The organism is Nonomuraea glycinis (assembly GCF_014646515.1).
GTDB classification, from domain to species: domain Bacteria; phylum Actinomycetota; class Actinomycetes; order Streptosporangiales; family Streptosporangiaceae; genus Nonomuraea; species Nonomuraea glycinis.
Genome location: NZ_BMNK01000011.1, coordinates 98,633 through 123,000, shown reverse-complemented (window position 1 = coordinate 123,000; position 24,368 = coordinate 98,633). Strand labels below are relative to the sequence as shown.

Genomic DNA, 24,368 nt, shown 5'->3' with positions numbered 1-24,368 from the left:
GCCCGCCAGGTCGCCGCAGGCGAGATGGGCTGCTTCTAGGTGGAGCCGGGCGTGGACGGCCGCATGATTGGTCAAGCCTTGCTCGCGCGTCTCATGCAGGTAGACGCATTCGCGGATGCGCTCTTCACCGGTCCATCAGGAGGTCGAACTCCACGGGCTCGCCGCCCCGTTATCAGGGCGGCATTGATTCCGTTCGCGCCCGCCTCGGAGATCGACCGGCGTGTGGAGATCCGTATGACACGGCAGAAGGTTCTACGGTGCGACAGTCCACTCAACCGCTACAGCCTCACCTTCGACCAGTTGCGTGCAATAGCGCTCAATCCGGACAATTCGGTAGAGTTGATCTCGAAAGTGATTGGGCACCTGTAGATGGAAGAAAATCTGCAAGACCTGCAGTCGAATCCCATCGACCCCAACACCCTGGTCTGGCGGAAGAGTCGGCGAAGCGACGGCGGCAACGGCTGCGTAGAGGTCGCACTCGCCGACACCGCGCCTGCCGACGCTCCGCACAAGGCCAACCGGCGGGGCCCCTTGCTGGTCATTCGCGACAGTGAGAACCCGACGGGTCCCACCCTGACGTTCACCGCTCCTGAGATCCGAGCCTTCTTCGCAGGGGTCAAGGATGGCGAGTTCGACGATCTGATGTGACTCAGAGGTCCCGGATCACTGGGTTGGGCGCCGGCATTGTGAGGGGTGCCAGGCGGAAGTTGCTGCTCTCTGCAGCGGGTCGCTGGGGCTGCCCGATCAATGGTGGGTCTGTCCTGTTGATCCGTATGGTCGGAGGCGGTGGAGCGGTTCAGCACATCGTGCTTTTGGGGGGCAGGGTCCCTTCGGTGAGGTAGCGGTTGATGTGGTCGCGGGCGCAGGGGTTGGTGCCGTAGAGGGTGTGGCCGGGGCCTTCGTGGCGGATGGTGGCGCTGCCGGGCACCTGGGAGACGACTCTGGTGACCGCGTCGGACTCGCCCCACGCGCCCGCGCCCAGCAGCGGCGGGAGGCCCTTCGGCAGGGGAGCGGGTGGGTTGGTGACCGGGGCGGGCCAGCCGAGGCAGGCGAGCATCCCGGTGGCGAGGGTGTTGGCGGCGCCCGCGTTGGGGGCGGCGCGGCGCAGGCGGGCTACGGTGGCGTTGAGGTCCGCGCGGGTGGCCGGGCGGGGCCAGTCGACGCATTCGGTGACGCCGGTGGACTGGTCGGGGTAGCGGTGGCCGCGCTCGGGGACGAAGGCGGAGGCGTCGCCATCGTGGGCCGCCCGGATCGCCTTGGCCAGCGTGGGCCAGGCGGGCTTGCCCTGCCTGGCGGAGCTGACCGCGAAGGACTGCAGGTCGCGGCCTGTGTAGGCGACGCCGTCCTTGGCCTTGACGGGGGTGTGGTCGGCTCGGGCGATCAGGGAGCGCCACTTGCGTGGGACGTCGGGGCAGTCGCCGGCCTTGCACCAGGCGAAGAAGCGGGTCAGGGACTCCTCGTTGCTCTTGGCCATCTCTTCCAGTTCGCGGGTCCAGTCGGTGGAGCTGTGGCTCCAGGTGCCGTCGAGGACCATCGTGCGGACGTGGGCGGGGAAGAAGCGGGCGTAGTCCTGGCCGTAGAAGCCGGCGTAGGAGGCGCCGTAGTAGTTGAGCTTGGCGCCGCCCAGGGCTTTGCGGATCGCCTCCATGTCGCGGGCGTGGTCGGCTGAGCTCATGTTGGCGAACAGCTCGGGGTCGCTCTGGCGGCAGTGCTCGGCGATGCCCCGGTTGGTGTCGGACAGGCGGGCGAAGTCGGCGTCGTCCTCGGGGAACTCGGCGATCGGGTAGCGCGACCAGAGGCAGGGCAGGCCGGTGCTGAGACCGCCGAACTGCTTGCCGTAGCCACGGGTGTCCCAGGTGACGATGTCCATCCGCTCACGCAGCTTGGCCCACCAGTCGGGGAAGCGCTGGGTCATGCCGATGCCGGGGCCGCCCGGCCCGCCGTAGGCCACCAGGGCCGCCCCTGTGGCGGTGCCGGTGGCCTTGAGGCGGCCCAGTTTGAGCGTGATCTTGCGGCCGTCAGGCTTACGCCAGTCGACCGGAACCTCAAGATCGGCGCACTGCATGCCGATCTTGTCGTCCGGGCAGGCGCTCCAGGTCAGGCCGTCGGCCTGCCGCACCTGGCCGAACGAGGCCTGACGCACCTGGTTGAGAAAGTCCTGCCGCACTCGATCGGCAGAGTGCTGCAAGACTTGGTCGGCAGAGTGCTGCTGGGCTTGGTCGGTGGAGGGCAGTGTTTGGGGACCGCCCGAGCCGACGAGAGTCAGGGCGATCACGAGTGACTTCAGCATGCGGCGAGGATGCCGGAACCGGCACCCCGCCCACATCAACCCACGGTCTGGTCCCACAGCCGCCGAATCAGACCAGGGTCTGTCATCCCAGCACGTGCAGCGACCTCTTGAGGAACTCGACCTGGAGCAGCATCAGGTTCTCCGCCACGACCTCCTGCGGTGTCATGTGGGTGACGCCCGACAGCGGCAGCACGCTGTGCTGACGGCCCGCCGCGAGCAGCGCCGAGGACAGCCGCAGCGTGTGGGCGGCGACCACGTTGTCGTCGGCCAGCCCGTGGATGAGCAGCAGCGGCCGGTCCAGCTTGGCCGCGTCGCCGAACAGCGAGGAGTTGTCGTAGACGTCGGGCTGGTCGTCGGGGTGGCCCAGGTAGCGCTCGGTGTAGCAGGTGTCGTACAGCCGCCAGTCGGTCACCGGAGCCCCCGCCACGGCCGCGTGGAACACCTCGGGCCGGCGCAGGACCGCCAGCGCCGCCAGGAAGCCGCCGAACGACCAGCCGCGGATCGCCACCTTCGTCAGGTCGAGATCGTCGGGATACTGCTCGGCCACCCCGTGCAGGGCGTCCACCTGGTCCTCCAGCGCGGGCGTGGCCAGGTCGCCGAGCACCGCCCGCTCAAAGTCGGGACCCCGGCCAGGGGTGCCGCGCCCGTCGGCCACGATCACGGCGAAGCCCTGCTCGGCGAACCACTGGCTCTCCAGATAGCCGCCGCGCCGGTTGAGTACGCGCTGCGCGTGCGGACCGCCGTACGGATCCATCAGGACCGGGAGGGGGCGGGAGCCTGGCTCGTGCCACGAGGGGAGCACCACGGCGGTGGACAGGTCGCGGCGGCCGGAACGGCCGAGCGAGACGCGCAGGTCGAGGCCGGGGCGCTCGGCGTAGGAGGGGATCGGGATCGCCATGCCGTCGCGGCGCACCACCGTGGTGGAGACGCCTTCGACGTCGAGGCTCTGCTCGCTCAGCACGCCCACGCCGCCGGCCATCCGCCCGGAGAACACGCCGGACCTGGTGGAGACCGGCAGCAGCGAGTGGCCGTCCCAGGTCCACAGCTGGATCTCGGTGGGGTCGCCGCTCGCGCTGAACAGCACGCTGTCGTGGTCGACGTCGAGCACGGCGCGCACCTGCAGCGTGGGCGGGGTGACGGCGCGGTCGCCGACGAACAGGCGGTGACCGCCGCCGTCGGTGGCCACCCAGACCAGCGAGCCGTCGTCGAGGTGGGCGGGCACGCCCCCCACGATGTCCACCCAGGCCGGGTCGGTGTCCTCGCGCACCAACTCGGACCCCCCGGTCGCGGGATCCACGGTGAGCAGGCGCATCGTCTTCTGGTCGCGCGACAGCGTCACGATCGACAGCGCGTGGGCGTCCCAGGACGCGGCCGCGAGGTATTCCTGCTCGTACGGCACCGCGACCCGGGACCCGTCCAGCCCCAGCACGAACAGCTCGGTGACGGCGTTGGGCGTGCCGGCCGCCGGATAGCGCTGGGCCACGGGCGGGCGGTCGGGGTTGGCCGGGTCGGCGATGTGCCAGGTCTGGACGGGAGTGTCGTCGGCCCGCTCGACCAGCAGCGCGTCGCTCGACGGCGACCACCAGTGGCCGCGCATCCGGTCCATCTCCTCGGCCGCGATGAACTCCGCCAGCCCGTAGGTGACCTCCGGGGATTCCGGCGCGGCCAGGGTCCGGTCCTCACCGGAGGCCAGGTCGAGCACGTGCAGCGCGCCGCCGGTGACATAGGCGACACGTCGCCCGTCAGGGGAGATGCGCGGGTCGATGACCGCGCCGGTGGTCTCCAGCCGGCGCGTGCTCCCGTCGGGCAGTTCGGTGACGTGGAGGCCGCCGGACAGCGCGAAGGCCGCCCGGGTCACGGTGGCGTCCGTGGAGTAGGCGACGACGCCGCCCGCCTGCTCACGGCTGCGCTCGCGCCGGGCGCGCTCCTCCGGCGGGAGGTCGCGGTCGTCGGCGTCGAGCGTGCGCGGGTCCACGACCAGCCGCTCGACGTGCGTCTCGGTGTCGAGCTCCCACAGGCAGGTGACCGGGTCGGTGCCGGAGCGGGTGCGCAGGAACAGCACCTTCCCGCCGTCGGGTGAGATCGTGAAGCCCCTGGGCACCCCGAGGGTGAAGCGGCGGGTCCGGGCGGACAGGCGCGGGAAGCTCTGACTCATGGGCCCAATCCTGCCAGCAACCAGGTGTTGGTTACGCTCGGGACCATGATTGACCGACGGCTGCTGCTTGTGCACGCCCACCCGGATGACGAGTCGATCGGCACCGGGGCGACCATGGCGCGCTACGTCACCGAAGGCGCCCACGTCACCCTCGTGACCTGCACGCTGGGCGAGGAGGGGGAGATCATCCCGCCGGAGCTCGCGCACCTGGCGGCCGACCGGGACGACACGCTCGGCCGGCACCGGATCGGGGAGCTGGCCGCGGCCTGCGCGGCGCTCGGGGTGGAGGACCACCGCCTGCTCGGCGGGCAGGGGCGCTGGCGCGACTCGGGGATGATGGGCGCCGCCTCCAACGACCGGCCCGAGGCGTTCTGGCAGGCCGACGTGGACGAGGCGGCCGGCGAGCTGGTCAAGGTGATCCGTGAGGTACGGCCCCAGGTGCTGGTCACCTACGACGACAACGGCCACTACGGCCATCCCGACCACATCCAGGCGCACCGCGTCTCCTGGCGGGCGGCCGAGCTGGCCGCGGACGCGGGTTTCGGCGAGGGCGATCCGTGGCTGATCGCGAAGTTCTACTACACGGCCAGCGCCAGGTCCGTGATGCGCCGTACGAACGAGGCGCTCAGCGAGGCCGGCACCGGCTTCCTCGTCGAGAGCGTGGACGAGATGCCGTTCGGCAGCCCCGACGAGGTGATCACCACCGAGGTCGACGCGCGCCCGTGGATCGGCCACAAGGCGGCGGCCATGCGCGCGCACGCGACGCAGATCACCGTGCGGGAGCCGTGGTTCGCGCTGTCGAACGACATCGGCCAGGAGATCCTGGGCGTGGAGCACTTCGTCCTGGCCAGCGGGTCGCGCGGGCCGGCCGTGCCGGGGCCGCCGATGGAGGCGGGTGGGCTCGGTGAGCCGTACGACCGCGAGAACGATCTGTTCGCCGGCATCCACTAATCTCGTTCGACATGGAGCAACGCAGCCAGGCCGAGTCGGCCCTGGCAGGAGCCGCCTACGGCATGCTCTTCGTGCTGGGCGTCGTCATGGGCGTCGTGGGCGGGTTCACCCATGGCGGTGAGATGTGGCCGGTCGGCCCGGTCCCCGTCATGGCGATCATCTGGCTGCTCGCCCTGTTCGGCATCTGCCTGGGCGCGGGCAGGATGATGCGCTCGCGCCTCGGTGCGGGGGTGACCGCGGCGGGGTGGCTGCTGGTGTCGATGGCATTCTCGTTCGAGCTGGGCGCCGGCGACCTGGTCATCTCAGGAACCACCGCCGGGTACGTCTACCTCTACGGAGGGATCTGTGCCCTGATCGCGGCCGTCGCGCTGTCGCCGTCGTCGGGGCGCTCGTGGTTGTTGCACGGGCACCCGGAGAGCGGCCAGTTATAGAAGCATAAAGTAACCTTTGTGCACCATGGATCTATAGAGCGGCACCTGGACCGGGAAACCTACCGTAAGGTCGTCGGCCGGTTCGCCACGGGCGTGGTGATCGTCACGACCCGTGTCGGCGACGTCGACCACGCCATGACGGTCAATTCGTTCACCTCCGTGTCGCTGGATCCCCTGCTCGTGCTCTTCTGCGCCGAGAAGGTGGCCCGTTTCCACGACGCCGTGCTGGAGTCGGGCGTGTGGGGGGTGTCGGTGCTGCCCGCCGGCATGCGGGACGCCTCGCAGTTCTTCGCGCACCGCGGGCGGCCGCTGAACGGGCAGCTCGCCCGCTGGCCGCACCACCGGGGCGGGTCGGGAGTGGCGCTCTTCGACGCCGCGCTGGCGACAGTGGAATGTGACACGCACGCGGTCTATCCGGGCGGGGACCATTCCATCATCGTGGGAGCCGTGACAGGTCTGGGCATGCCCGCCGAGGGGCCGCCGCTGATCTATCACGACGGTGCGTACAAGAACCTGTGAGGCGGCGAGCGTGAACAGGCGTCATCGGGTCCGACGGGTGGTCAACTACGTCAATCTGGCCACCCCGCTCGGCTTGCTGCTCAGCGTGGTGGGCGGCGCCACCAGGCGGCCGGGGCCCGACGGGCTGGTGCTCGCCTGCGGCTACCGCTACCGCTTTCCCATCGCCGGCGCGTTCACGGTCGGCAACGTGGTGCTGACCAGGCGCGAGTCGCTCGACGATCGGCTGCTCGCGCACGAGGCCAGGCACGCGACCCAGTGGGCGTGCTGCGCGGGCCTGCCCATGCTGCCGCTCTACCTGCTGGCGATGCTGGCCTCGGTGCTGGTCTGCGGGGACCAGGCCTCGTACAACCGTTCACTGAGTTTCAAGGATTGTCAGTGATTCGCCCGTGGTGGGCGAAGGTCCTCGTCTGATCCGGGCAGCGGGTACCCGGTGCGGGGTTGACGTTTCACGGCCACCTGCCCCGCTAGGCGGGGTCTTATGGTCGGCTCCACGTCCGTTTTCGGTCTCCGGGCCACTCCCGGCGACCGTGCGCTTCACCAGCGAGGCGAGGTTGCGTGCGGCGTTGTGGTCGCGGTCCATGGTCAGCCCGCACCCGTCGCAGGGGTAGGTGCGCATCCGCAGCGGCAGTTTGGTTTTCACTGCCTGGCAGGATGAGCAGGTCTTGGAGGAGGGGAACCAGCGGCTCGCCACCAGCAGTCGGCCGCCGTTCCAGGTGGTCTTGTAGGCGAGTTGGCGGCGGATCTCACCGAACCCGGCGTCGGAGGCGGCGCGGGCCAGTCGCCGGTTGCGGATCATCCCGGCCACGTGCAGGTCTTCGACCACGATGGTGCCGTAGGTGCGGGCCAAGCTCGAGGTCAATTTGTGGATGCCGTCGCGGCGCAGCGCCGCCACCCGATGTTCCGCCCGGTTGCGGGCCGCGTTCGCCCGCAGCCACCGCTGCGACGGCCGCTGCCGGGTGCGCCGGTCGGGGCCGTGTTTGCGGGAGACCGCCCGCGACAGACGGCGCAGCCTGCGTGCGGCGGCGTTGAGGTGGCGGGGGTTGGCGACGGGCGGGCGTCCGTCGGAGAAGACCGCCAGGGTCTTGATGCCGAGATCCACCCCGATCACCGCGTCCGGCCGGGCAGGCACGGCCACCGCGCGTTCGGTGTGCACGATGAAGCTGACGTGCCAGCGGCCCTCCTGCCACCGGACCGTCGCCGAGGCGATCCGCGCCCCTTCGGTGAGCAGGCGGGCGAGTTGGGTGACCGGCTCGTGGGTTTTGATCCGGCCCAGCACCGGCAGGATCACGTGGGTGTGGCCGTCCAGCCGGATCGTGCCGGTGGTGAAGCGCACCGACCGGGCGGTGCGGCGTTTGGTCTTGAAGCGGGGGAAGCCCATCGTCGGGCCTTTGCGCTTACCGCTCTTGGAGTCGCGCCAGTTCGATAGGGCGTCGGCCAGGCGGGTCAGCCCGCAGGCGTAGGCTTCTTTGGAGTTGTCCGCCCACCAGGGGGCGATCTCGTCCTTGACCTGGTTCCAGCGTTTGCGCAGCGCGGGCATGGACCAGGACAGGGCCGGGGTGAGCCGGTCGTCGGGGATGCCGTAGGAGCGTTCGGCCTCCCGCTGTGCCAGGTTGGCCTTCACTTGCGCCAGGCCCCAGTTGAACGCCACCCGCACCGCCCCGCAGTGCGACGCCAGCGCGGCGGCCTGACGTGCGGTCGGATCCAGCGCGAAACGGTAGGCCTGCACGACACGCACGACGATCCCCTCCCCTCGTGTATTCGAGAGTGTGTGCGAACGACTGTACCAGCATGGCCGCACACTGGGTAATGCTTTGCACGCACATCGTGACGATCGAGGGAAGGGGCAGGCAGCGCCGGCCAGACACGGCGCGAAGCCGCAGGCCCTTCCAGCGTCCCTCTCCTGCCGTCCATCGGCTCGCAGGCCACTGAGCCGACCCCGATCACCACGTGACAGCCCGCGATCGCGCTAGAGAAAACCAGATGAAGACTGACGAACACTGATGCGAACCACAGCGGTTACCAACCCCTTCGAGCGCCTGGCGAACCTGGATGACGGCGGATATCCGCGCGCGCCCCTGCGATGGCGCGGACGCGCAGGTGAGCGTCGCTCCGCGTGAGTGATCCACCGCGCGGGGCAGTGGCAGTCCATGACGCAAGAGATCACTCACGCTCCCACCCGGCCGGAGAGTTTCCGCGACAGGCTCACCGAACCCCTCCCGGACGTCCGCGAGTTGCTCAGCATCATGTGGCACACCATGTTCCCCCCGGACCTGCGTGACGCCGGCCGTATCCCCGTCGCCGCCGGCTCCGCCCCGGCCGTCACGGGAGAGTCGGCGGTCACCTGGGTCGGCCACGCGACGTTCGTGCTGCGGATCGGCGGGCGCACGATCCTGACCGACCCCGTCTGGTCACGCCGGCTCCCCGGCGTGCGCTCCCGTCTGACGGCGCCGGGTGTCGCCTGGGAGGATCTGCCGGAGATCGACGCCGTGGTGATCAGTCACAACCACTATGACCATCTGGACTGGCCGACCGTGCGCAGGCTGCCGAGGGACACGCCCGTCCTGGTGCCGGCGAACCTGGGGTCCTGGTTCACCCGGCGCGGCTTCACCGAGGTCATCGAGCTGGACTGGTGGGAGTCCGCGCAGGTCGGCGGCGTGCGCTTCGACTTCGTGCCCGCCCATCACTGGAGCAGGCGCACGCTCTGGGACACCTGCGGGACCCTGTGGGGCGGCTGGGTGATCGACGGCTCGGTCTACTTCGCGGGCGACACCGGTTATGGCGAGCGGCTGGCGCGGATCGGTGAGCGGTACCCGGGGCTGGATCTGGCGCTCATGCCGATCGGCGCCTATCAGCCGCCGTGGGCGATGGAGCCGGCCCACGTCAATCCGGCTCAGGCGGTCCAGGGCCACCTGGACGTGGGCGCGCGGCGGATGGCCACCATGCACTGGGGCACGTTCGTGCTGTCGGGTGAGCCGCTGCTGGAGCCGCTGGAGTGGGTGCGCTCGGAGTGGGCGGCACGCGGCCTGCCCCGCGAGGACCTGTGGGATCTGGCGGTGGGGGAGACGCGGTCCTTCGCTGTCTGAGTGGCCGCCGATCAGGGCGTGAGGCGCAGAGTGTGCGTGGCGGCCTTTTTGACCGAGTCCGTATTCGAGTACATCGGCAGCAGCTCACCCCTGGCCCAGCGCGGCGCCTGGTCCCAGTAGTTGGCGTGGAAGGCGTGGCCGGAGGCGCCCGTCAGGTTGATCCACTGTGACTTGTCCAGGTCGGCCAGGTCCACGATCATCCGCATGGAGGGCACCGTGGTGATCGAGTAATCCTCCCGGACGTCCCAGCCGGTGGCGTTGACCGCGTCCTTGCCGCCCGGCACCGACAGCGGGCCCCGGTTGAACAGGGCCTCGATCGGCGCGATCCCCGACGTGCCGAGGGAGCCGTTGGTGAGGGTGAGCCGGTGCAGATCGCCCCACCGCCACGCCTTGACGTCCGTGCCCAGCAGGCCGGACACCTCCTGGTAGGCCGAGGCCATGGCCTGGCGCAGGACGTCGTCGCGGCCCTCGGTCCGCCCCTCGGTCGTGACGTCGTCCCAGAAGGGGTCGTCCGGGGTGTCGAGCAGCCGCCCGACCACCTCGTACCAGCGGTCGCCGCCGCTCGGCCAGGCGCGTTCGGGCAGGTCGTCGTGGAAGGTCAGCCGCAGCAGGTGCCGCCAGATCGCGTTGAAGTACGCCGCCGGAGCCGAGTCGATCCCCTGGGAGCCGTCCCAGCCGTCGAGCAGCCGCCTGGCCCCGGTGCTCGGGCCCGCCAGGTCCACCGCCATCAGCGCCGGGACCAGCTTGGCCGCGAAGCCGTTGTGGGTGTCCTGCTGGATCCGTGACATGGTGGCGGTGTCCACCTTGCCCTTGCCGATCTCCTCCCGCAGCCGGTCCAGGATGCGCTGGGAGCGGTAGCCGTACGCCCAGTCCTTCGTCAGCAGCGGCTCGTAGCGCCGGGGGTCGATGACGGCGTTGTTGGCGGTGACGATGAAGCCCTCCGCCGGGTTGCGCACCGACGGGAGTTGGTCGTACGGGATGGGGGCGGTCTTCCAGTCGTACTCGCCCGTCCAGCCGGGGACGGGCACGGTGCCGTCCCCCTTGGCCCGTACGGGGATGCGGCCGGGAGCCTGATAGCCGATGGTGCCGGTGACGTCGGCGTAGACGAGGTTCTGGGCCGGCACCTCGAACAGGGCGGCGGCGGCCCGGAACTCGTGCCAGTCGCCGGCCTCGTTCAGCGCGAAGATCGCGTCGGCCGTCCTGCCGGGCATCAGCGCCGTCCAGGACAGGGCCACGGCGTTCGCCTCGCCGGTCTTGTCGAGACCCTCCTGGACGCCGCCAATCACGCCGTTGACCAGCGGCCCGTGCCGCGTGCCGCGCACGGTGAGCAGGACGGTCTTGCCGCCCGCCACCTTGATGTGCTCCTCCCGGGTCTCCAGCTTGACCTGTTCGCCCTGGTAGAGGTAGCTGTCGCCGTCCACCTGCTCCAGGAACAGGTCCGCCACGTCGGGGCCCAGGTTGGTGAACCCCCAGGCGATCTCGTCGGTGTGGCCGATGATCACGCCGGGGACGCCCGAGAAGGAGAAGCCGGTCACGTCGAACGCGCACGTCTCGGTCAGCTTCCGGCAGTGCAGCCCGACCTGGTACCACACGGACGGCATCGACGCGGACAGGTGCGGGTCGTTGGCCAGCAGCGGCCTGCCGCTGGCCGTGTGCTCGCCTGCCACCACCCACGAGTTGGAGCCGAGGCCGTCACGGTCCACGCCGCCCATGGTGCTGGGCACCGCGGCGAGCGTCGCGGCGGCCTGGGTGATCACGCGCGCGCCCGCGCGGGGCTCGTCCTTCTTCTTGCGCCGGCCCGGCTCGGCTTCCTGATCGAAGCGCTCCTGTGCGATCGCGCCCCGCGTGACGATCGGGTCGTGCTGGTCGTACGGATAGTCGGGGTAGAGCTGCTCCACCCGCTCGGCCGGCAATTCGGTGCGGGCCAGCGCGCGATCGATCTCGGTGCCGAGGTTGGAGCGCAGGTCCCAGGCCATGGCCTTGAGCCAGGACAGGGAGTCGAGCGCGGTCCAGGGCTCCGGCGTGTAGCCGCCGTTGGTCACCTGGAGCACGGAGTACTCGAAGCTGCGGTCGGAGGCGTTGGGGTTGGCCGCCAGCCAGGCGTTGACGCCTTTGGCGTAGGCGTCGAGGTAGCGCTTGGTGGCGTCGGTCAGGTCGGGTAACTCCTGCTCGGCGACCCGGCGCCAGCCCATCGTCCTGATGGCCTTGTCATTGTCGAGCGTGGTCCGGCCGAACAGCTCCGACAGCCGCCCGGCGGTCAGGTGCCGCCGGAAGTCCATTTCCCAGAACCGGTCCTGCGCGTGCACGAAGGCCTGGGCCATGAACAGGTCTTCGGAGGTGTCAGCGTAGATGTGCGGAATTCCCGCTTTATCACGATAAATCTCTACATTCCCGGATAAACCGGGGAGCCGCAGGCTGCCCTCCATCTGAGGGAACGACTGTCTGACCGTGTAGACGACCACCGCGGAGAGTACGAGCATCAGCGCCAGGAGGACAGTCAGAATCCGCAGGAACCAGCGCAATGGCCAAGGCATCCATGCATAGGGCCGCATCCTCATGAATACCTCCAACTTCCCAGGCTGTCCCAAGTCTGACAGCCCTCGATCACTCCTCCTGCCGCCGTCACAGCCGGTCCGGGCCCCGGTACGGCACGGAATCTCGCAACCCCGTTGCAACCCAAGATCTGCCTATCGTGCGTACGGCGCGTATCCGTCCACACCCCCGCACCAGGACGGCGCCACCGGGCGGACGGCCCCTGCCATGCCGTCCGCCCACCCTCAACGAACGAAGATCGACCCACTATAAATGATCATGGACCGTACGCGGGTCAGATCCAGGTCTGCCCCTCCGGGGCGTCCGTGATCCGGACCCCGAGCGCGGTCAGCTCGGCGCGCAGGCGGTCGGCGGCGGGCCAGTCCTGGGCCTCCTGCGCGCGGGACCGCTGCTGAAGCAGCTCGGCCGCGCCGGGCGGAAGCGCCGCCGGCGACTTGCCGATCTCGATGGACAGGTCGAGGCCGAAGATCTGGTCGAGATGCAGGAACGACTCGAATTTGGCGCCCGGCGCCACGGACTCGTCGCCTTCGAGGTCGAGCAGGACGCGCAGCGCGGCCGGGGTGTCGAGGTCGTCGTCGAAGGCGGCCTCGACGCGCTCCACGTAGGAGGTGGCCATCGGGGCGCTCGGCGACTCCGACCACGCGGCGACGCGGGAGCGCCAGCGGCGCAAGGTCTGATCGGCGGCGCGCAGGCCGTCCCAGGTGAGGTTCATCTGGTGGCGGTAGCGGTGCTCCAGCAGCGCCAGCCGCACGGCCAGCGGGTCGAGCCCGGCGTCGGCCACGTCGGAGAGCCGTACGAGGTTGCCGGTGGACTTGGCCATCTTGCGGCCGTCGAAGATCAGGTGCTCACCGTGCACCCAGTGCTCGACGACCTCGTGCCCGGCCGCCGCGTCGGACTCGGCGCGCTCGTTCTCGTGGTGCGGGAAGCGCAGGTCGGCGCCGCCGGTGTGCAGGTCGATGCGCTCGCCGAGGAAGGTCAGCGCCATGGCGGAGCACTCGACGTGCCAGCCGGGAAAGCCGCGCCCCCACGGGGTGTCCCAGGTCAGCTCGCCCTCGGCGGGCCGCCACAGCGCCCAGTCGGCGTGGAAGCGCTTGCGGGGATCGGCGGTCACGAGGCCGTGCGCGGGCTTCAGCGTGTCCAGCCGGTTGCCGGAGATCTCCCCGTAGCCGGGGAAGGACCGGGCGGCGAAGAAGACCGCGCCGTCCGGCGTGGTGTAGGCGTGCTCCCGCTCGATCAGCTTGGCGATGAGCTCGACCATCTCGCCGATCGTCTCGCTGGCCCGCGGGGTGTGCTCGGCCGGCCGCAGGTTGAGCGCCGCGCTGTCGGCCTTGAAGGCGGCCTCGTAGTCGCGGGCCAGCTCGGCGGTCGAGCGGCCCTCGGCCCGCGCCCCCAGGTGGACCTTGTCCTCGCCGCTCTCGGCGAGGTGGCCCACGTCGGTGATGTTCTGGCAGACGACCACCCGCACCCGCTGCCGCTCCAGGACTCTGCGGATCAGATCGGACAGCAGGTAGGAGCGCAGATTACCGACATGCGCGCGCCGGTGAACCGTGGGACCGCAGGTGTACATGCGCAGGGCGCGAGCGGGCTTGATGGACTCGACCTGCCTGGCGCGCGTGTCGTGAATCCGCAGCATATGACGAGACTATCTGGAGTCACCCGCCCAGGTAGCCGAGGATGTCCCGGTCGCCGCGTTCGCGCAGCCGGGCGAAGACCTCCTCGCGGGTGGCGCTCTCCGGCAGCCCGATGCGGGCGCCGATGAGCCGCAGCCCCTCCGCCTCCGACGTCACCGGGGCGGTGTAACCGATGAGGTAGAGCGCCCGGTTCAGCGGCGGCATGCCGGTGGGAGCGCCCGGCAGGAAGCGGGTCAGCAGCTCGCCGCCGTCCGACACGGTGAGGAAGACGTGGTCCCCCTCGCCGGCCTTGAAGTCGGCCAGCACGTTGCGGATGGAGCCCATCGTCGGCTGGTTGTGCCAGCTGATCACCACGTCGCCGGACGGCGTCGCGGCGGTGAGCTGCCCGCCGGGGGCCATCCCGAGGTAGGCGGCGAAGCCGGTCGGCAGCGGCGAGCCCGAGCCGCGCAGATGCTCGGCGTTGACGTCCACCCGGTGCCACCAGCGCCCGTCGCGGCTGCGGAAACTGCGCCGGGTCTCCGGCACGTCCTTGCGCGGCTGGTACGGCTCGGCCTCGCCGGTGGGGGAGGTGCCCGCCACGCGGATCCACCCGCGCTGGGTCCGCTCGAACCCGGGCCCGCCCGAGTAGGCGCGCACCGAGCTCTCGCTGACGTCGTAGCGCGAGGTGAGGCTGGTCACGATGGTGCTGACCGAGGCCTCGCCGCCGGCCCGCTCGATCTCCCTGGCGATCATCTCCCTGATGCCCAGGTACTCGTCGCCGCCCCAGCGGGTCAGGCCGTACTTGTTCCTGTCGACGCGGCGGAAGCGATCGTCGGCGGTGAGCTGGTTGCGGATGCCGACCAGGCTGTAGTCCTCGCCGATCCGCTCCTGGATCTCCTCCGGCGCCATCGGCCGCTTGGCGACGGCCAGCACGGCCTCGGCCTTCTCGTTGATGCTGCGCGGCCACGGCACCACGTGCTGGTCCAGCACCCGGAGCTGGGGCACGGCCAGGATCCACCGCTCGGCCACGTCCTCGCGGACGCCGAGCTGGGCGACCATGCTCACGGCCTCGGCCAGCGGGCGCGGCCCGTCGGCGAACAGCTGGCGGGTCTTCTCCCGCAGCTCGTCGGCGCCGCCCGCGACCAGCCAGCCGTCGGCCTGTTCGTAGCCGGTCAGCAGGGTGCGCACGAACCTCCAGGCGGGGATGCCCAGCGCGTGCAGGTCACCGCGGTGCCAGGGCACGGCCGCCGCGAGGTCGTCGGCGGGCACCGCGGAGCCGAGCCTGCCGCGCAGCCAGGTGACGTGCGCGACGAGCGCGACCGCCTCGGGGCCGCCCAGCCAAGCTTCGACGTGGTCGCGCAGGTCCCGCTCGATCTGCCTGATGCGCTCCCTGGTCACCGAGAAGCGCTGTGCCAGCTCGTCGAGCGTGACCCGGTTGACCGCGTACAGCCGGTCCCTGGCGATGGCCCGCTGCCGCTCGTCCATGGCGGCGAACACGGCGTCGATCACCTCGGGCAGCGGCCTGTCCGGCCGGGCCGGCACGGGGACGGCCGCGGCGGCCGGCTCCAGCAGCCGGTCGAGCACGCCGCCGAACAGCTTCTGCACCACGTCCTTGCCGAGCATCTCCGGCGTCCGCTCGGATTCGGCGGGGTCGGAGAAGCGCAGCAGCGGCAGGATGTCGCCCAGCAGCAGGTGTCCCCAGTGGGCCACGGCGAGGTCGGCCAGCCGCCCCGCCACGATCTGCGTTCCGACGATGGCGCACACGCGGTCAAGCGGGATCGCCTGCCACCACGCCTCGGGCAGCTGCGGCTCGTCCGCGATCGGCGCTATCTGGCCAGGCGAGGTCCAACGCAGGGGTGGCGCGATGTCGCTCAGACTGAGGTTCATTGGGGTCCAACCGGCAATGGGTAGATATCCGCAGTTCAGACTATGTGATCAGGAGGACAAAAATGGGCTTCCTCTCCCTGAATGGGATATATAGAGCATCGAACGGGCCCGCGTACAGGCCACGAACAGCATGCTTCGCTCACGCTGCAGCGCCCGCGCGCGGGCGCCGGGGTCATCGGGAGGCTGCTCCGGCACGACCCCCTCGGACACCCCGATCAGCGCCACCCGGTCGAACTCCAGCCCCTTGAGATTCTGGAACGTCGACACCCGCACCGGCGCGTCGCCCAGCACCCGCCGGGCCTCGCGCACCAGCCGGGGGTCCCGCGCGGCCACGGCGATCCGATCCGCGGGCACGCCCTCCTCCAGCCAGCCGGCGACGGTGATCGCCAGCCCGGCCAGCTCCGCGTCGAGCGTCTCGTACGCCCGCACGACCGGCCGCTCCCCGCCGTGCGCGCCCCGGAAGCCGAACATCGCCGACATGCCCTTGACCAGCCCGTCGGCCGGCCCGCCCCCGCGCACCCTGACCGCGAACGTGACCAGCTCCCGCGACAGCCGGTGCGACAGCCTGAGCGTGTGCCCTACCGCCGGGATGCCCACCGAGCTGAGCGCCACATGCGTGTCGGTCACCCGCTGGTGCGGGTCGCCGACGATGAACAGGTCGTCGTACGTGCGCGGCACCGCCGCCCGCAGCAGCCGCCACTGCGCCGGGCTGACGTCCTGCGCCTCGTCCACCACTATGTGACGGTACGGTTTGCGCCCCGGTTCCACGTCGTCGAGCAGGTCGCCCGTCGTCCTCGACAGCAGCATGAGCGCCTCGTCGACGATCTCGTCCATGCTCCGCGCGCCCGGCCCGACCAGCGCCGGCCGCCTGCCCTCCGACTGGGCCACGATCCGCATCGCCAAACGTTCGGGATTGTCCACCTCGACCCGCTTGCGCACCACGTCGTCGGGAATGAGCCGGTCCAGCCTGGACGACAGGTCCTCGGCCAGCCCCTGCGAGAACGTCACCAGCAGCACCGGCCCCCGGCCGCGCGCGGCCAGATGCGCGGCCCTGTGCAGCGCCACGAGCGTCTTACCGGTCCCCGCGCCGCCGATCACCAGCACGGGATGGTCGTACCGCGCGGCCTTGACCAGCCGGTGCTGCGGCGGATGCAGGAACGTGTACCAGCCGGGCGCCGTCAGCACCTGCTCCAGCTCGACCTTGTCGGCGGTGAACACCGCCCGGTCCGGGCTGCGCAGCAGCGCCGCGTGCAGATCGTCGGGATCGACCGGCTCCCCGCCCACCCCGGCGGCTCCCTCAGTGCCGCCGTCGACGGCCCGGCACGCGTCCAGCTCCCGCCACGCCTCCGCGAGGGTGCCACCTCTGGCCAGCACCGCGAGTGGCAGATGCTGCGTCGGTGGCAGCAGCGGCGCGAGCGCCTCCACGTCGGCCTCGGTGGTGATGAGCCGCACCAGCGGCAGCGCGCGCACGTCGATGCCGAGCGCCATCAGGTCGCTGTCGCAGATCGGCTCGAACAGCCGGGAGCCGCCCGCCGACCGGCGCAGCGCGGGCTCCACCCGCTCCAGCGCCTCGGCGTCCCACTCCTCGACCACGCCGATCACCGCGTTGATCCCGTACCGATGCCTGGTCGCGTACGCCCAGGCCTCCGGCTCGGGCAGCGCGGTGATCAGCCAGTAGACGTCCTTCTGGCGCACCACCACGCCGCGCAGGCCCTCGGCCAGCCGCAGCGTCGCCACCCGCGCGTCCCTGCCGCCCCTGACCCGCTCCGGGTGCGGGGCGCCGGCCACGTTCAGCAAAAACCGCCGCAGCGCGACCACGGCGTCCCTGCGCACCGGCGGGGCCAGTGCGCTGAGCTCCCTCGGGAACGCGGGGCCGATCGCGAGCCGCGGCACGGCTCTCAGTCCAGGAGGGCGAGCAGGTCGCGGTCCCCGCGCTCGCGGAGCCTGGTGAGCAGGTCAGGCAGGCCCACCGGGCCGGTCATGCCGATCCTCGTGGCGATCACCCTGGCGGCCTGGTCCCGGGTCCCGCCCGGCGCCGTGTAGCCGACCAGGCGCAGCGCCTTGGTGATGTGCTCGGCGCCCTGCGCGGCCACCGGCAGGTGCCTGGCCCGCAGCACGCCCTCGTCCGACAGCGTGAGGAACAGGTGGCCGCCCTCCTTGGCCCCGACGTCGGCGAGCAACCGCTCGATCGTCTCCAGCACCGGTCTGCCGTGCCAGGTCATGGTCAGCTCGCCGGCGGCGCTCCTGACCGTCCTGCTCTCCCCGGGCGACAGCCCCAGGTAGGCGGCGAATCCGGTCGGCAGCGCGCACTCGCTCCCGGACAGCTGCTCGGCCGTCACGTCGATGCGCAGCCACCACCGCCCGTCCGGCTGGCGGAAGCACCGCCTGGTCTGCGAGACGTCCTTCAACGGCTGGTACGGCTTGCCGGCCTGCTCGCCCGCGGACCCGTTGCCGTCGCCCGGCACGGCCACGGCCGGCGCGAACGCCTGGAACTGGGACGGCACGGGATCCGGCGGCACGAACCCCGGCGGCAGCGAGGCCGCCTGGGGCATCGGCTGTCCGGGCATCGGGCCCAGCGGCAGCGGCGCCGCCGGGGCGAAGACGGATGGCGCCGCGCCCTCGTCCGACTCGAACGACTCCTGCGGCGGGACGTGCGGCCCCGGCGGCAGGGTCGCCAGCACGAACTGCCAGGCCGGCACCTCCAGCGCGCGGATCTCCCGGCCGTGCCAGGCCGCGGCGCTGATCAGCCGCTCCTTGGGCGCGGTCGTGCCGATCGTCTTGCGTAGCTCGTCCAGATGCGCCCGGTAGGGGGCGGCTTCGTCGCTGGCCAGCCAGTTGTCCAGCTTGGTCCACAGCCGCACCTCGGTGGCGGAGATCTCGGCGGGGGGCACGGCGAACAGCTTGGCGAGCTGGTCCACCGCGGACGGCTGGTCGGTGAAGACCCGGTTCTGCGCCACGGCCCAGCTCTTGTCGTCAAGCCCGGCGAACGCGGCCTCGATGAGCCCGGGCAACTCCTCCACCTCGCCGTCCGGCTCGGGATCCTGCCCCTCCTGAGATGCGGCGTCCTGAGATGCGGCGTCCGGCACCGGCGTCAGCCCGGCGGCTTCGGCACTGCCATCGGGATCCGACTCGGCGTCGGCATCCGACTCGGCGTCGGACTCGAACGCGGCATCGGCATCCGACTCGGACGCGGCATCGGACTCAGCGCCGGCTTCGCCGGCTTCGTCGATCGGCTCGTCGCGGGCGTCGAGCACGGCCGGACCGGCATCCTGCCCGGCCCCGAGCGCCGCCGGCTCTGCCTCCTCGGGGGCCTGCTCGGCGTGCTGCGCGGCCTGCGGCTCCTCCTCGGACTCCTCGTCCAGGGTGTCCTCGCCGCGCTCGTCAGGCGTCGCCTGAGCCTCTTGCGCGTGCGCCTCATGCGCGCGCGCGACGGCAGCTGCGGACTCGGAGAGCACCACCGCCGACTCCGGGGCGACGACCTCAGACCCGGCGGCCTCAGACCCGGCGGCCTCAGACCCGGCGGCCTCAGACTTGGCCGCCTCAGGGTCGGCGGCCGTGGGCTCGGCGATCTCGTGGTCGGGGGTGGCCGCTGCGGGCTCGGCCGGCTTCGCCTCGGCGGCGACGGCCGCGGCTGCGGCTGCGGCCGGCGAGGCCTGCGCGACGGCCTTCTCGGGCGCGAGGGCCTTCTCGGGTGGGGCGGGCGGCTCGGGGTGGCGCGGCGCGGGGTGGGCGGTGGTGGGCGCCAGCCGTACGAGCGCCGCCGAGAACAGCGCGTTCAGCACCGGACGGGCGTGCACGAACGGCTGGTCGACCAGCTCCCGGCTGGTCAGCGCCAGCAGGCCGGCCCACGAGCCCGCGCGGTCGAGCGCGATGGCCACGTGCGGATCGTCCGCCTCGTCGGGATCCAGCAGGTGCAACGCCGGCAGCACGTCGCCCACGGCGGCGGCGGGCCAGTGCTCGAGCGCGATCTCGGTGAGCAGCCCGCCGAGCGCATCAGGCCCGATGGCCGCCAGCACGCGCGGCATGGGCAGGCTCCGCCACCAGCCGTCCGGCAGGTCGGGCTGCCCGGTGAGCAGCGTGATCGTGGACGCGTCGCTCCACCTCAACGGTGGTACGAGGTCGCTCAGGCAGAAGTTCATCCCGTTCCGTTCACCAGCCCCTCACGCCGCCGTTTCGTCGCGGGCTCTTCACCGTCGAGTAGCGATGCCATCATCTCGCGCCTACGAACAGACCATAGTCCGGCAAAACAGCCCTACGCATCATGCACTACGCATCAGCGTCGAACGGCAGCGAACCGCAGACGCACGTAGTCGGCCATCCAGCCCGTCTCCCTGCGCAGCGCCGGCGCGGCCAACTCGTTCACCCGCTGGAGCAGGGGCTCGACAAGATCCGGCGGCAGCCCTTCGAGAGCAGAGGCGGCGAACACCCGCACCCAGTCGGCGGCCCCTCCGGGGCACTCGTCGAGCGGGGTGGGCCGGTCGAAGTACTCCAGCAGCCGCACCAGGAAACCCTCCCGCTCCAGCAGGCGGGCGTAGTCGGCGGGCGTGGGGAAATACCAGGGCAGTTCGGGCTCGCGCAGGCCGTACTCCCGCCAGGCGGTGAGCATGGCGGTGGTCAACTCGGCGCAGTTGCCCGCCCCGCCCATCTCCGCGACGAAGCGGCCGCCCGGCACGAGCGCCTCGCGCACGCTGCCGACGACCGCCGCGGGGTCGCGGCTCATCCAGTGCAGCGCCGCGTTGGAGAAAGCCGCGTCGTACGGCCGGGCCACGGTGAAGTCGTGCCCGTCGCCGACGATGAAGTTGATGCCGGGATACTGCGCCAGAGCCTTCTCGATCATCCCGGCGGAGCCGTCGATGCCGAGCACCTCCGCGCCGCGGAAGGCGATCTGCGCGGTCAGCACGCCGGTGCCGCACCCGAGGTCGAGCACGCGTTCGCCGGGCTGCGGGTCGAGCAGGTCGACCAGCGGCGCGCCCTGCGTGGACACGTAGCCGAAGCTGCTGTCGTAGGCGCGACTGTTCCACCGCTCCAAGCTCGGTGTGTCATATCGCAAGACGGATCAGCTCTCATTCATCAGACATCGGGCCCCCGTGGCCGTGCTGTCGATTTCACTTTAGAGCCAGATTGTCTCTGCGACATATCAAGTCACTTGGGTATCACCCCACGTTTCGCGCCCACTCCTTCTTCAGGTAGGACTTACCCGCGTCGGTCTGCGGGATCGTCAGCAGCACGGGAGGCCCGGGGGCGACGGGCAGTTTGGCCGCCTGCTCAGTGTCGAGGGTGCCGCGCATGAGCATGGCCTCGGCGCGCGCCGGCCGGGCGTACCCCTTCTGGAGCAGGTTCTGGCCCTCGTCGGAGAAGAGGAACTCCTGCCAGAGCCGGGCGGCGGCCGGATGCGGCGCGGTTTTGCTGATCGCCTGTACGTGGTAGGAGCCGAGCGGCGCCTCGCGGGGGATCGTCACCTTCCAGGAGCCGGCGTCCTGGGCGCTGCGGGCGGCGTTGAGATGGTCCCAGCTGACGATCGTGTTGGCGTGGGCGGGATCGGTCAGCTGCCCCGCCTTCTTCAGCCTGCCGAACAGCTCCACCCCGCGCCGCGGCTGCGGGACCCCGCTGCGCAGGGAGGCGGCCATCACGCCCTTGAAGGCCGCCGCCGAGCGCAGCGGGTCGCCGTCCAGCGCGACCTTGTAGCCGGGCTTGGCGAGATCGGCGAAGGAGGCGGGCGCGGGCACGGCGCGGGGGTCGTACCCGATGGACATGTAGCCGCCGTAGGCGGCGTACCAGGCGCCGGCGGAGTCCTTGATGTGGTCCGGCAGGTCCTGCCAGCCCTGGACCTTGTACCGCGCGAACTTGCTCGCGCCGGACACCGCCACGTCCAGGGTCAGATCGAACACGTCCGGCTTGAGCTGAGCGGCGGCGTCGAGCGAGCGGCTGCTGCTCGCCTGGGGCTCCAGCTCCTTGACCTCGATGTCGTACGTGTCGGCGAAGGTGTCGATGATCTCGCCGTAGTTCACCCAGTCACGGGGCAGCGCGATCACGGTCAGCGCGCCCTCCTGCTTGGCGGCCTGGGCGAGCCGCTCCATGGTCCCGAACCCCTCCTTCATGGAGGCGGCCTTGACGTTGACGGGCTTACCGGGCTGGGCCGGCGTCGCGGGCGACGCGCCGCATCCGGCGCTGACGAGGATGGCAGTTACGGCTGCGCAGGTACGTACGGTCACACAACGAATACTTACCGCTACGGCCGCCCAGGTCGAGGAGGCGCGGCCGGAACCACCCGTCCGGCCACCAGCGACTCCTCGGAGATCTCCGCGACCGTCCCGTCCCGCCTGCGGATCCGCAGCACGCCGCCGTCCCACGATTCGAGCGTCCCGACGACGTCGCTGAAGCCTCCGGGCACCCGTCTGCGCGTGGTGATCCGGGCTCCCACGTCGGCGGCTGAGATAGTGATCACTAGGCGAGCGGCCACGAGTTTGCCACCCTCCGTTCCAGCCAGTTGGTGAGCACGGCAATACTAGGGCGTAGCAAACCGCGGTCAGAGTCATGCCATGGTGCGGAGAAGAAGGAGCTCGAGGTGACCTACGTCATCGCGCAGCCTTGCGTGGACGTCCTGGACAAGGCGTGCATCGAGGAGTGCCCCGTCGATTGCATCTACGAGGGCGAGCGCATGCTTTACATCCACCCCGACGAGTGCGTGGACTGCGGCGCGTGTGAGCCTGTGTGCCCGGTCGAGGCGATTTTCTACGAGGACGACCTTCCCGAGCAGTGGAAGGACTTCTACAAGGCCAACGTGGACTTCTTCGAGGACCTGGGTTCTCCCGGAGGTGCCTCGAAGGTCGGCAAGATCGAGAAGGACCACCCGGTCGTGGCGGTCCTGCCGCCGCAGGCCGCCGAGGCGTAGGCGGCCGCCTCACGTCGCGGCTCACCCGCGGGCCACGCGCCCGCGGGTCGGCCTTTCACCCCCGGACGGGGGCAGCGCCACCGTGTCGTGCGGGTCGTTCGCCTGCGCGCACTACGACCCGCGGCGCGCCGACCGATGACCCTGGAGAACCATGAAGAACCTGCCTGACTTCCCCTGGGATCGGCTGGAGCCGTACAAGGAACGCGCCCGTGCCCACCCGGACGGGATCGTGGACCTGTCGGTCGGCACCCCCGTCGACCCGGTGCCGGGGCTCATCCAGGACGCGCTGGTGGAGGCGGCCAACAGCCCCGGCTACCCGCTCACGCACGGCACCAAGGCGCTGCGCGAGGCGGCCGCCGGGTGGCTGCGCCGCAGGCAGGGCGTCATCGTCGAGCAGCAGGACGTGCTGCCGGTGATCGGCTCCAAGGAGTTCGTCGCCTGGCTGCCCAGCTATCTCGGCGCCAAGCGGGTGGTCTTCCCCGAGCTGGCCTATCCCACCTACGACGTGGGCGCCCGGCTGGCCGGAGCCGCCGCCACGGCCGCCGACGGCCTGCTCGCGCTCGGCCCGCAGCACGTGGACCTGGTCTGGGTCAACTCACCCGGCAACCCCACCGGCAAGGTGCTGCCCGCCGAGCACCTGCGCAAGGTCGTCGCCTGGGCGCGCGAGCGCGGCGCGGTGGTCGCCTCCGACGAGTGCTACATCGAGCTCGGCTGGGAAGAGCGGCCCATCTCGATCCTGCACCCCGACGTCTGCGAGGGGTCGCACGACAACCTGCTGGCGCTGCACTCGCTGTCCAAGCGCTCCAACCTGGCCGGCTACCGCGCCGGGTTCGTGACCGGCGACCCCGTCCTGGTCAAGCGGCTGCTGGAGATCCGTAAGCACGCCGGCATGCTCATGCCCGGCCCGGTGCAGGCCGCGATGACGGCGGCGCTCGGCGACGACCGGCACGCCGACGAGCAGCGCGAGGTCTACGCCGCCCGCCGCGCCGCCCTGCGGCCCGTGCTGGAACGGGCCGGCTGGCGCATCGACCATTCGACCGCAGGCCTGTATCTCTGGGCGTCCGACGGCCGGAGCGCGTGGGACCAAGTGAGCCGGCTCGCCGAGCTCGGCATTCTGGTCGCCCCCGGTGAGTTCTACGGACCGGCAGGTGAGCGGCACATCCGGGTCGCGCTGACGGCCACCGACGAACGCGTCGGTGCGGCAGTGCGCCGCCTCCAGTAGTATCGCCCCTCAAGCGCTCTCCATCGGGGAGGTCGGAGGTCGCTTGCAGGACAAATAGATAACGGGCGTTAGCCCAGGCTAACCGCGAGTGGAGCGAGCCGAACGATGAGCATGACCTCCATGGTCGTTCTCGGGCTGAGCGTCGCCACCGTCCTCCTCCTCTTGGGGGCCTTCCTGGCCACCTTGCGACAGGACAGGAAGGGCCGCACGCCCGAGCAGCCAATGCAGGTCGTTCCCGCCGAGCCCCCGTTGGCCGCGCCGGTCAGCGTGCCGGGGCGGGCCGGTGCCGACTACGTCGACCCGCGCACCATCAAGGTGGGCGACAAGATCGGCGTGCACGGGTCGCCGGCCCGTGTGCTCGGCGCCAAGCACGTCTCCTGGCAGGGTCAGGAGTGGGTCGAATACCGGCTGCGCGACAGCGTCCGGCGGATCCAGTGGCTGTCGGTGGAGCTGCGCGGGGGCGTGACCCCCGGCGAGCCGACCCACCTCGAGGTGCTGCTGTGGACCGACGTGCCCACCGAGGGCATGATCCCGGCGCGCAGCATGCTGATCATGGAGGGCGTCGAGTTCTTCCCGCTGGAGCGGGGCACCGCCGCGTTCCGGTCCGAGGGCAGCACCGGCGTGCCCGACAGGGGCCTGCTCGACTTCGCCGACTACCGCGCCGGCGACGGGCGGCTGCTGTCCTTCGAACGCATCCAGGGCGCCTCCTGGACGGCCAGTTACGCCCAGCCGCTGGCGCCCGGCTCGATCACCATCGTCAGCCGCGCCTCCTGAC

General features: G+C 71.1%; 21 protein-coding genes. 10 read left to right on the top strand and 11 right to left on the bottom strand.

What is annotated here, in order from left to right; genetic code table 11:
* Positions 1–51: 51 nt before the first annotated feature.
* A complete protein-coding gene (locus IEY87_RS28310) occupies positions 52–369 on the top strand; it encodes a hypothetical protein (RefSeq protein WP_189141842.1) in 318 nt (105 codons plus the stop codon).
* Positions 370–648, top strand: coding sequence for a DUF397 domain-containing protein (locus IEY87_RS28305; protein WP_189141841.1), 279 nt, complete (start codon positions 370–372; stop codon positions 646–648). It begins immediately after the preceding gene.
* 148 nt (positions 649–796) lie between these two features.
* On the opposite strand, the gene IEY87_RS28300 is transcribed toward IEY87_RS28305, so the two are convergent.
* Together IEY87_RS28300 and IEY87_RS28295 are read right to left on the bottom strand one after the other, a co-directional pair.
* Positions 797–2,290 carry an alpha/beta fold hydrolase gene (locus IEY87_RS28300; protein WP_189141840.1) on the bottom strand — a complete coding sequence of 498 codons (1,494 nt, stop codon included), beginning with the start codon at positions 2,288–2,290 and terminating at the stop codon, positions 797–799.
* Between the two features lie 82 nt (positions 2,291–2,372).
* On the bottom strand, positions 2,373–4,445 hold the full coding sequence (locus IEY87_RS28295; RefSeq protein WP_189141839.1) for a S9 family peptidase: 2,073 nt from the start codon (positions 4,443–4,445) through the stop codon (positions 2,373–2,375).
* Between the two features lie 45 nt (positions 4,446–4,490).
* On the opposite strand from IEY87_RS28295, the gene mshB reads away from it, so the two are divergent.
* From mshB to IEY87_RS28275, 4 genes are read left to right on the top strand one after another with little or no spacing between them, the layout of a single operon-like run.
* A complete protein-coding gene (gene mshB / locus IEY87_RS28290; RefSeq protein WP_189141838.1) occupies positions 4,491–5,396 on the top strand; it encodes an N-acetyl-1-D-myo-inositol-2-amino-2-deoxy-alpha-D-glucopyranoside deacetylase in 906 nt (301 codons plus the stop codon).
* 11 nt (positions 5,397–5,407) lie between these two features.
* Positions 5,408–5,827 (top strand): DUF6113 family protein, encoded by a 420-nt coding sequence (locus IEY87_RS28285; protein ID WP_189141837.1) that lies wholly within the window; start codon positions 5,408–5,410, stop codon positions 5,825–5,827.
* 18 nt (positions 5,828–5,845) lie between these two features.
* Positions 5,846–6,346, top strand: a complete 501-nt coding sequence (locus IEY87_RS28280; RefSeq protein ID WP_225277761.1) for a flavin reductase family protein — start codon at positions 5,846–5,848, stop codon at positions 6,344–6,346.
* Between the two features lie 10 nt (positions 6,347–6,356).
* Positions 6,357–6,725, top strand: a complete 369-nt coding sequence (locus IEY87_RS28275; RefSeq protein WP_189141836.1) for a hypothetical protein — start codon at positions 6,357–6,359, stop codon at positions 6,723–6,725.
* Here the strand turns inward: IEY87_RS28275 and tnpB are convergent.
* Complete coding sequence (gene tnpB, locus IEY87_RS28270; RefSeq protein ID WP_189141835.1) at positions 6,699–8,081, bottom strand: IS607 family element RNA-guided endonuclease TnpB; 1,383 nt, start codon at positions 8,079–8,081, stop codon at positions 6,699–6,701. The genes IEY87_RS28275 and tnpB overlap by 27 nt on opposite strands.
* A 412-nt stretch (positions 8,082–8,493) precedes the next feature.
* On the opposite strand from tnpB, the gene IEY87_RS28265 reads away from it, so the two are divergent.
* Positions 8,494–9,429, top strand: a complete 936-nt coding sequence (locus IEY87_RS28265; protein WP_189141834.1) for an MBL fold metallo-hydrolase — start codon at positions 8,494–8,496, stop codon at positions 9,427–9,429.
* An 11-nt stretch (positions 9,430–9,440) separates the two neighbouring features.
* On the opposite strand, the gene IEY87_RS28260 is transcribed toward IEY87_RS28265, so the two are convergent.
* The 8 genes from IEY87_RS28260 to IEY87_RS28225 all read right to left on the bottom strand — a co-directional run bounded on the left by IEY87_RS28260 (position 9,441) and on the right by IEY87_RS28225 (position 21,939).
* On the bottom strand, positions 9,441–11,987 hold the full coding sequence (locus IEY87_RS28260; RefSeq protein ID WP_189141833.1) for a penicillin acylase family protein: 2,547 nt from the start codon (positions 11,985–11,987) through the stop codon (positions 9,441–9,443).
* A gap of 269 nt (positions 11,988–12,256) precedes the next feature.
* Positions 12,257–13,615: a cysteine--tRNA ligase gene (cysS, locus tag IEY87_RS28255; RefSeq protein WP_189141832.1), complete on the bottom strand. Its 1,359-nt coding sequence runs from the start codon at positions 13,613–13,615 to the stop codon at positions 12,257–12,259.
* 19 nt (positions 13,616–13,634) lie between these two features.
* The gene (locus tag IEY87_RS28250; protein ID WP_189141831.1) at positions 13,635–15,479 is read right to left on the bottom strand and encodes a sigma factor-like helix-turn-helix DNA-binding protein; all 1,845 of its coding nucleotides are present in this window, start codon (positions 15,477–15,479) and stop codon (positions 13,635–13,637) included.
* Between the two features lie 48 nt (positions 15,480–15,527).
* A complete protein-coding gene (locus tag IEY87_RS28245; RefSeq protein WP_189141830.1) occupies positions 15,528–17,372 on the bottom strand; it encodes a UvrD-helicase domain-containing protein in 1,845 nt (614 codons plus the stop codon).
* A 5-nt stretch (positions 17,373–17,377) separates the two neighbouring features.
* Positions 17,378–19,618, bottom strand: coding sequence for a hypothetical protein (locus IEY87_RS28240; RefSeq protein WP_189141829.1), 2,241 nt, complete (start codon positions 19,616–19,618; stop codon positions 17,378–17,380).
* A gap of 134 nt (positions 19,619–19,752) precedes the next feature.
* Entirely contained in the window at positions 19,753–20,529 is a 777-nt protein-coding gene (locus tag IEY87_RS28235) for a class I SAM-dependent methyltransferase (protein WP_189141828.1), read from the bottom strand.
* A gap of 103 nt (positions 20,530–20,632) precedes the next feature.
* Positions 20,633–21,691: an ABC transporter substrate-binding protein gene (locus IEY87_RS28230; protein WP_225277763.1), complete on the bottom strand. Its 1,059-nt coding sequence runs from the start codon at positions 21,689–21,691 to the stop codon at positions 20,633–20,635.
* Between the two features lie 17 nt (positions 21,692–21,708).
* Positions 21,709–21,939 (bottom strand): putative acetyltransferase, encoded by a 231-nt coding sequence (locus IEY87_RS28225; RefSeq protein WP_189141827.1) that lies wholly within the window; start codon positions 21,937–21,939, stop codon positions 21,709–21,711.
* Between the two features lie 105 nt (positions 21,940–22,044).
* Here IEY87_RS28225 and fdxA point away from each other — a divergent pair, with 105 nt between their 5' ends.
* From fdxA to IEY87_RS28210, 3 genes are all read left to right on the top strand, one after another.
* The gene (gene fdxA / locus IEY87_RS28220; protein WP_189141826.1) at positions 22,045–22,371 is read left to right on the top strand and encodes a ferredoxin; all 327 of its coding nucleotides are present in this window, start codon (positions 22,045–22,047) and stop codon (positions 22,369–22,371) included.
* Between the two features lie 151 nt (positions 22,372–22,522).
* Positions 22,523–23,593: a succinyldiaminopimelate transaminase gene (gene dapC / locus IEY87_RS28215; protein ID WP_189141825.1), complete on the top strand. Its 1,071-nt coding sequence runs from the start codon at positions 22,523–22,525 to the stop codon at positions 23,591–23,593.
* A gap of 105 nt (positions 23,594–23,698) precedes the next feature.
* On the top strand, positions 23,699–24,367 hold the full coding sequence (locus IEY87_RS28210; protein WP_225277764.1) for a DUF4178 domain-containing protein: 669 nt from the start codon (positions 23,699–23,701) through the stop codon (positions 24,365–24,367).
* The last annotated feature ends 1 nt before the right edge of the window (position 24,368 follow it).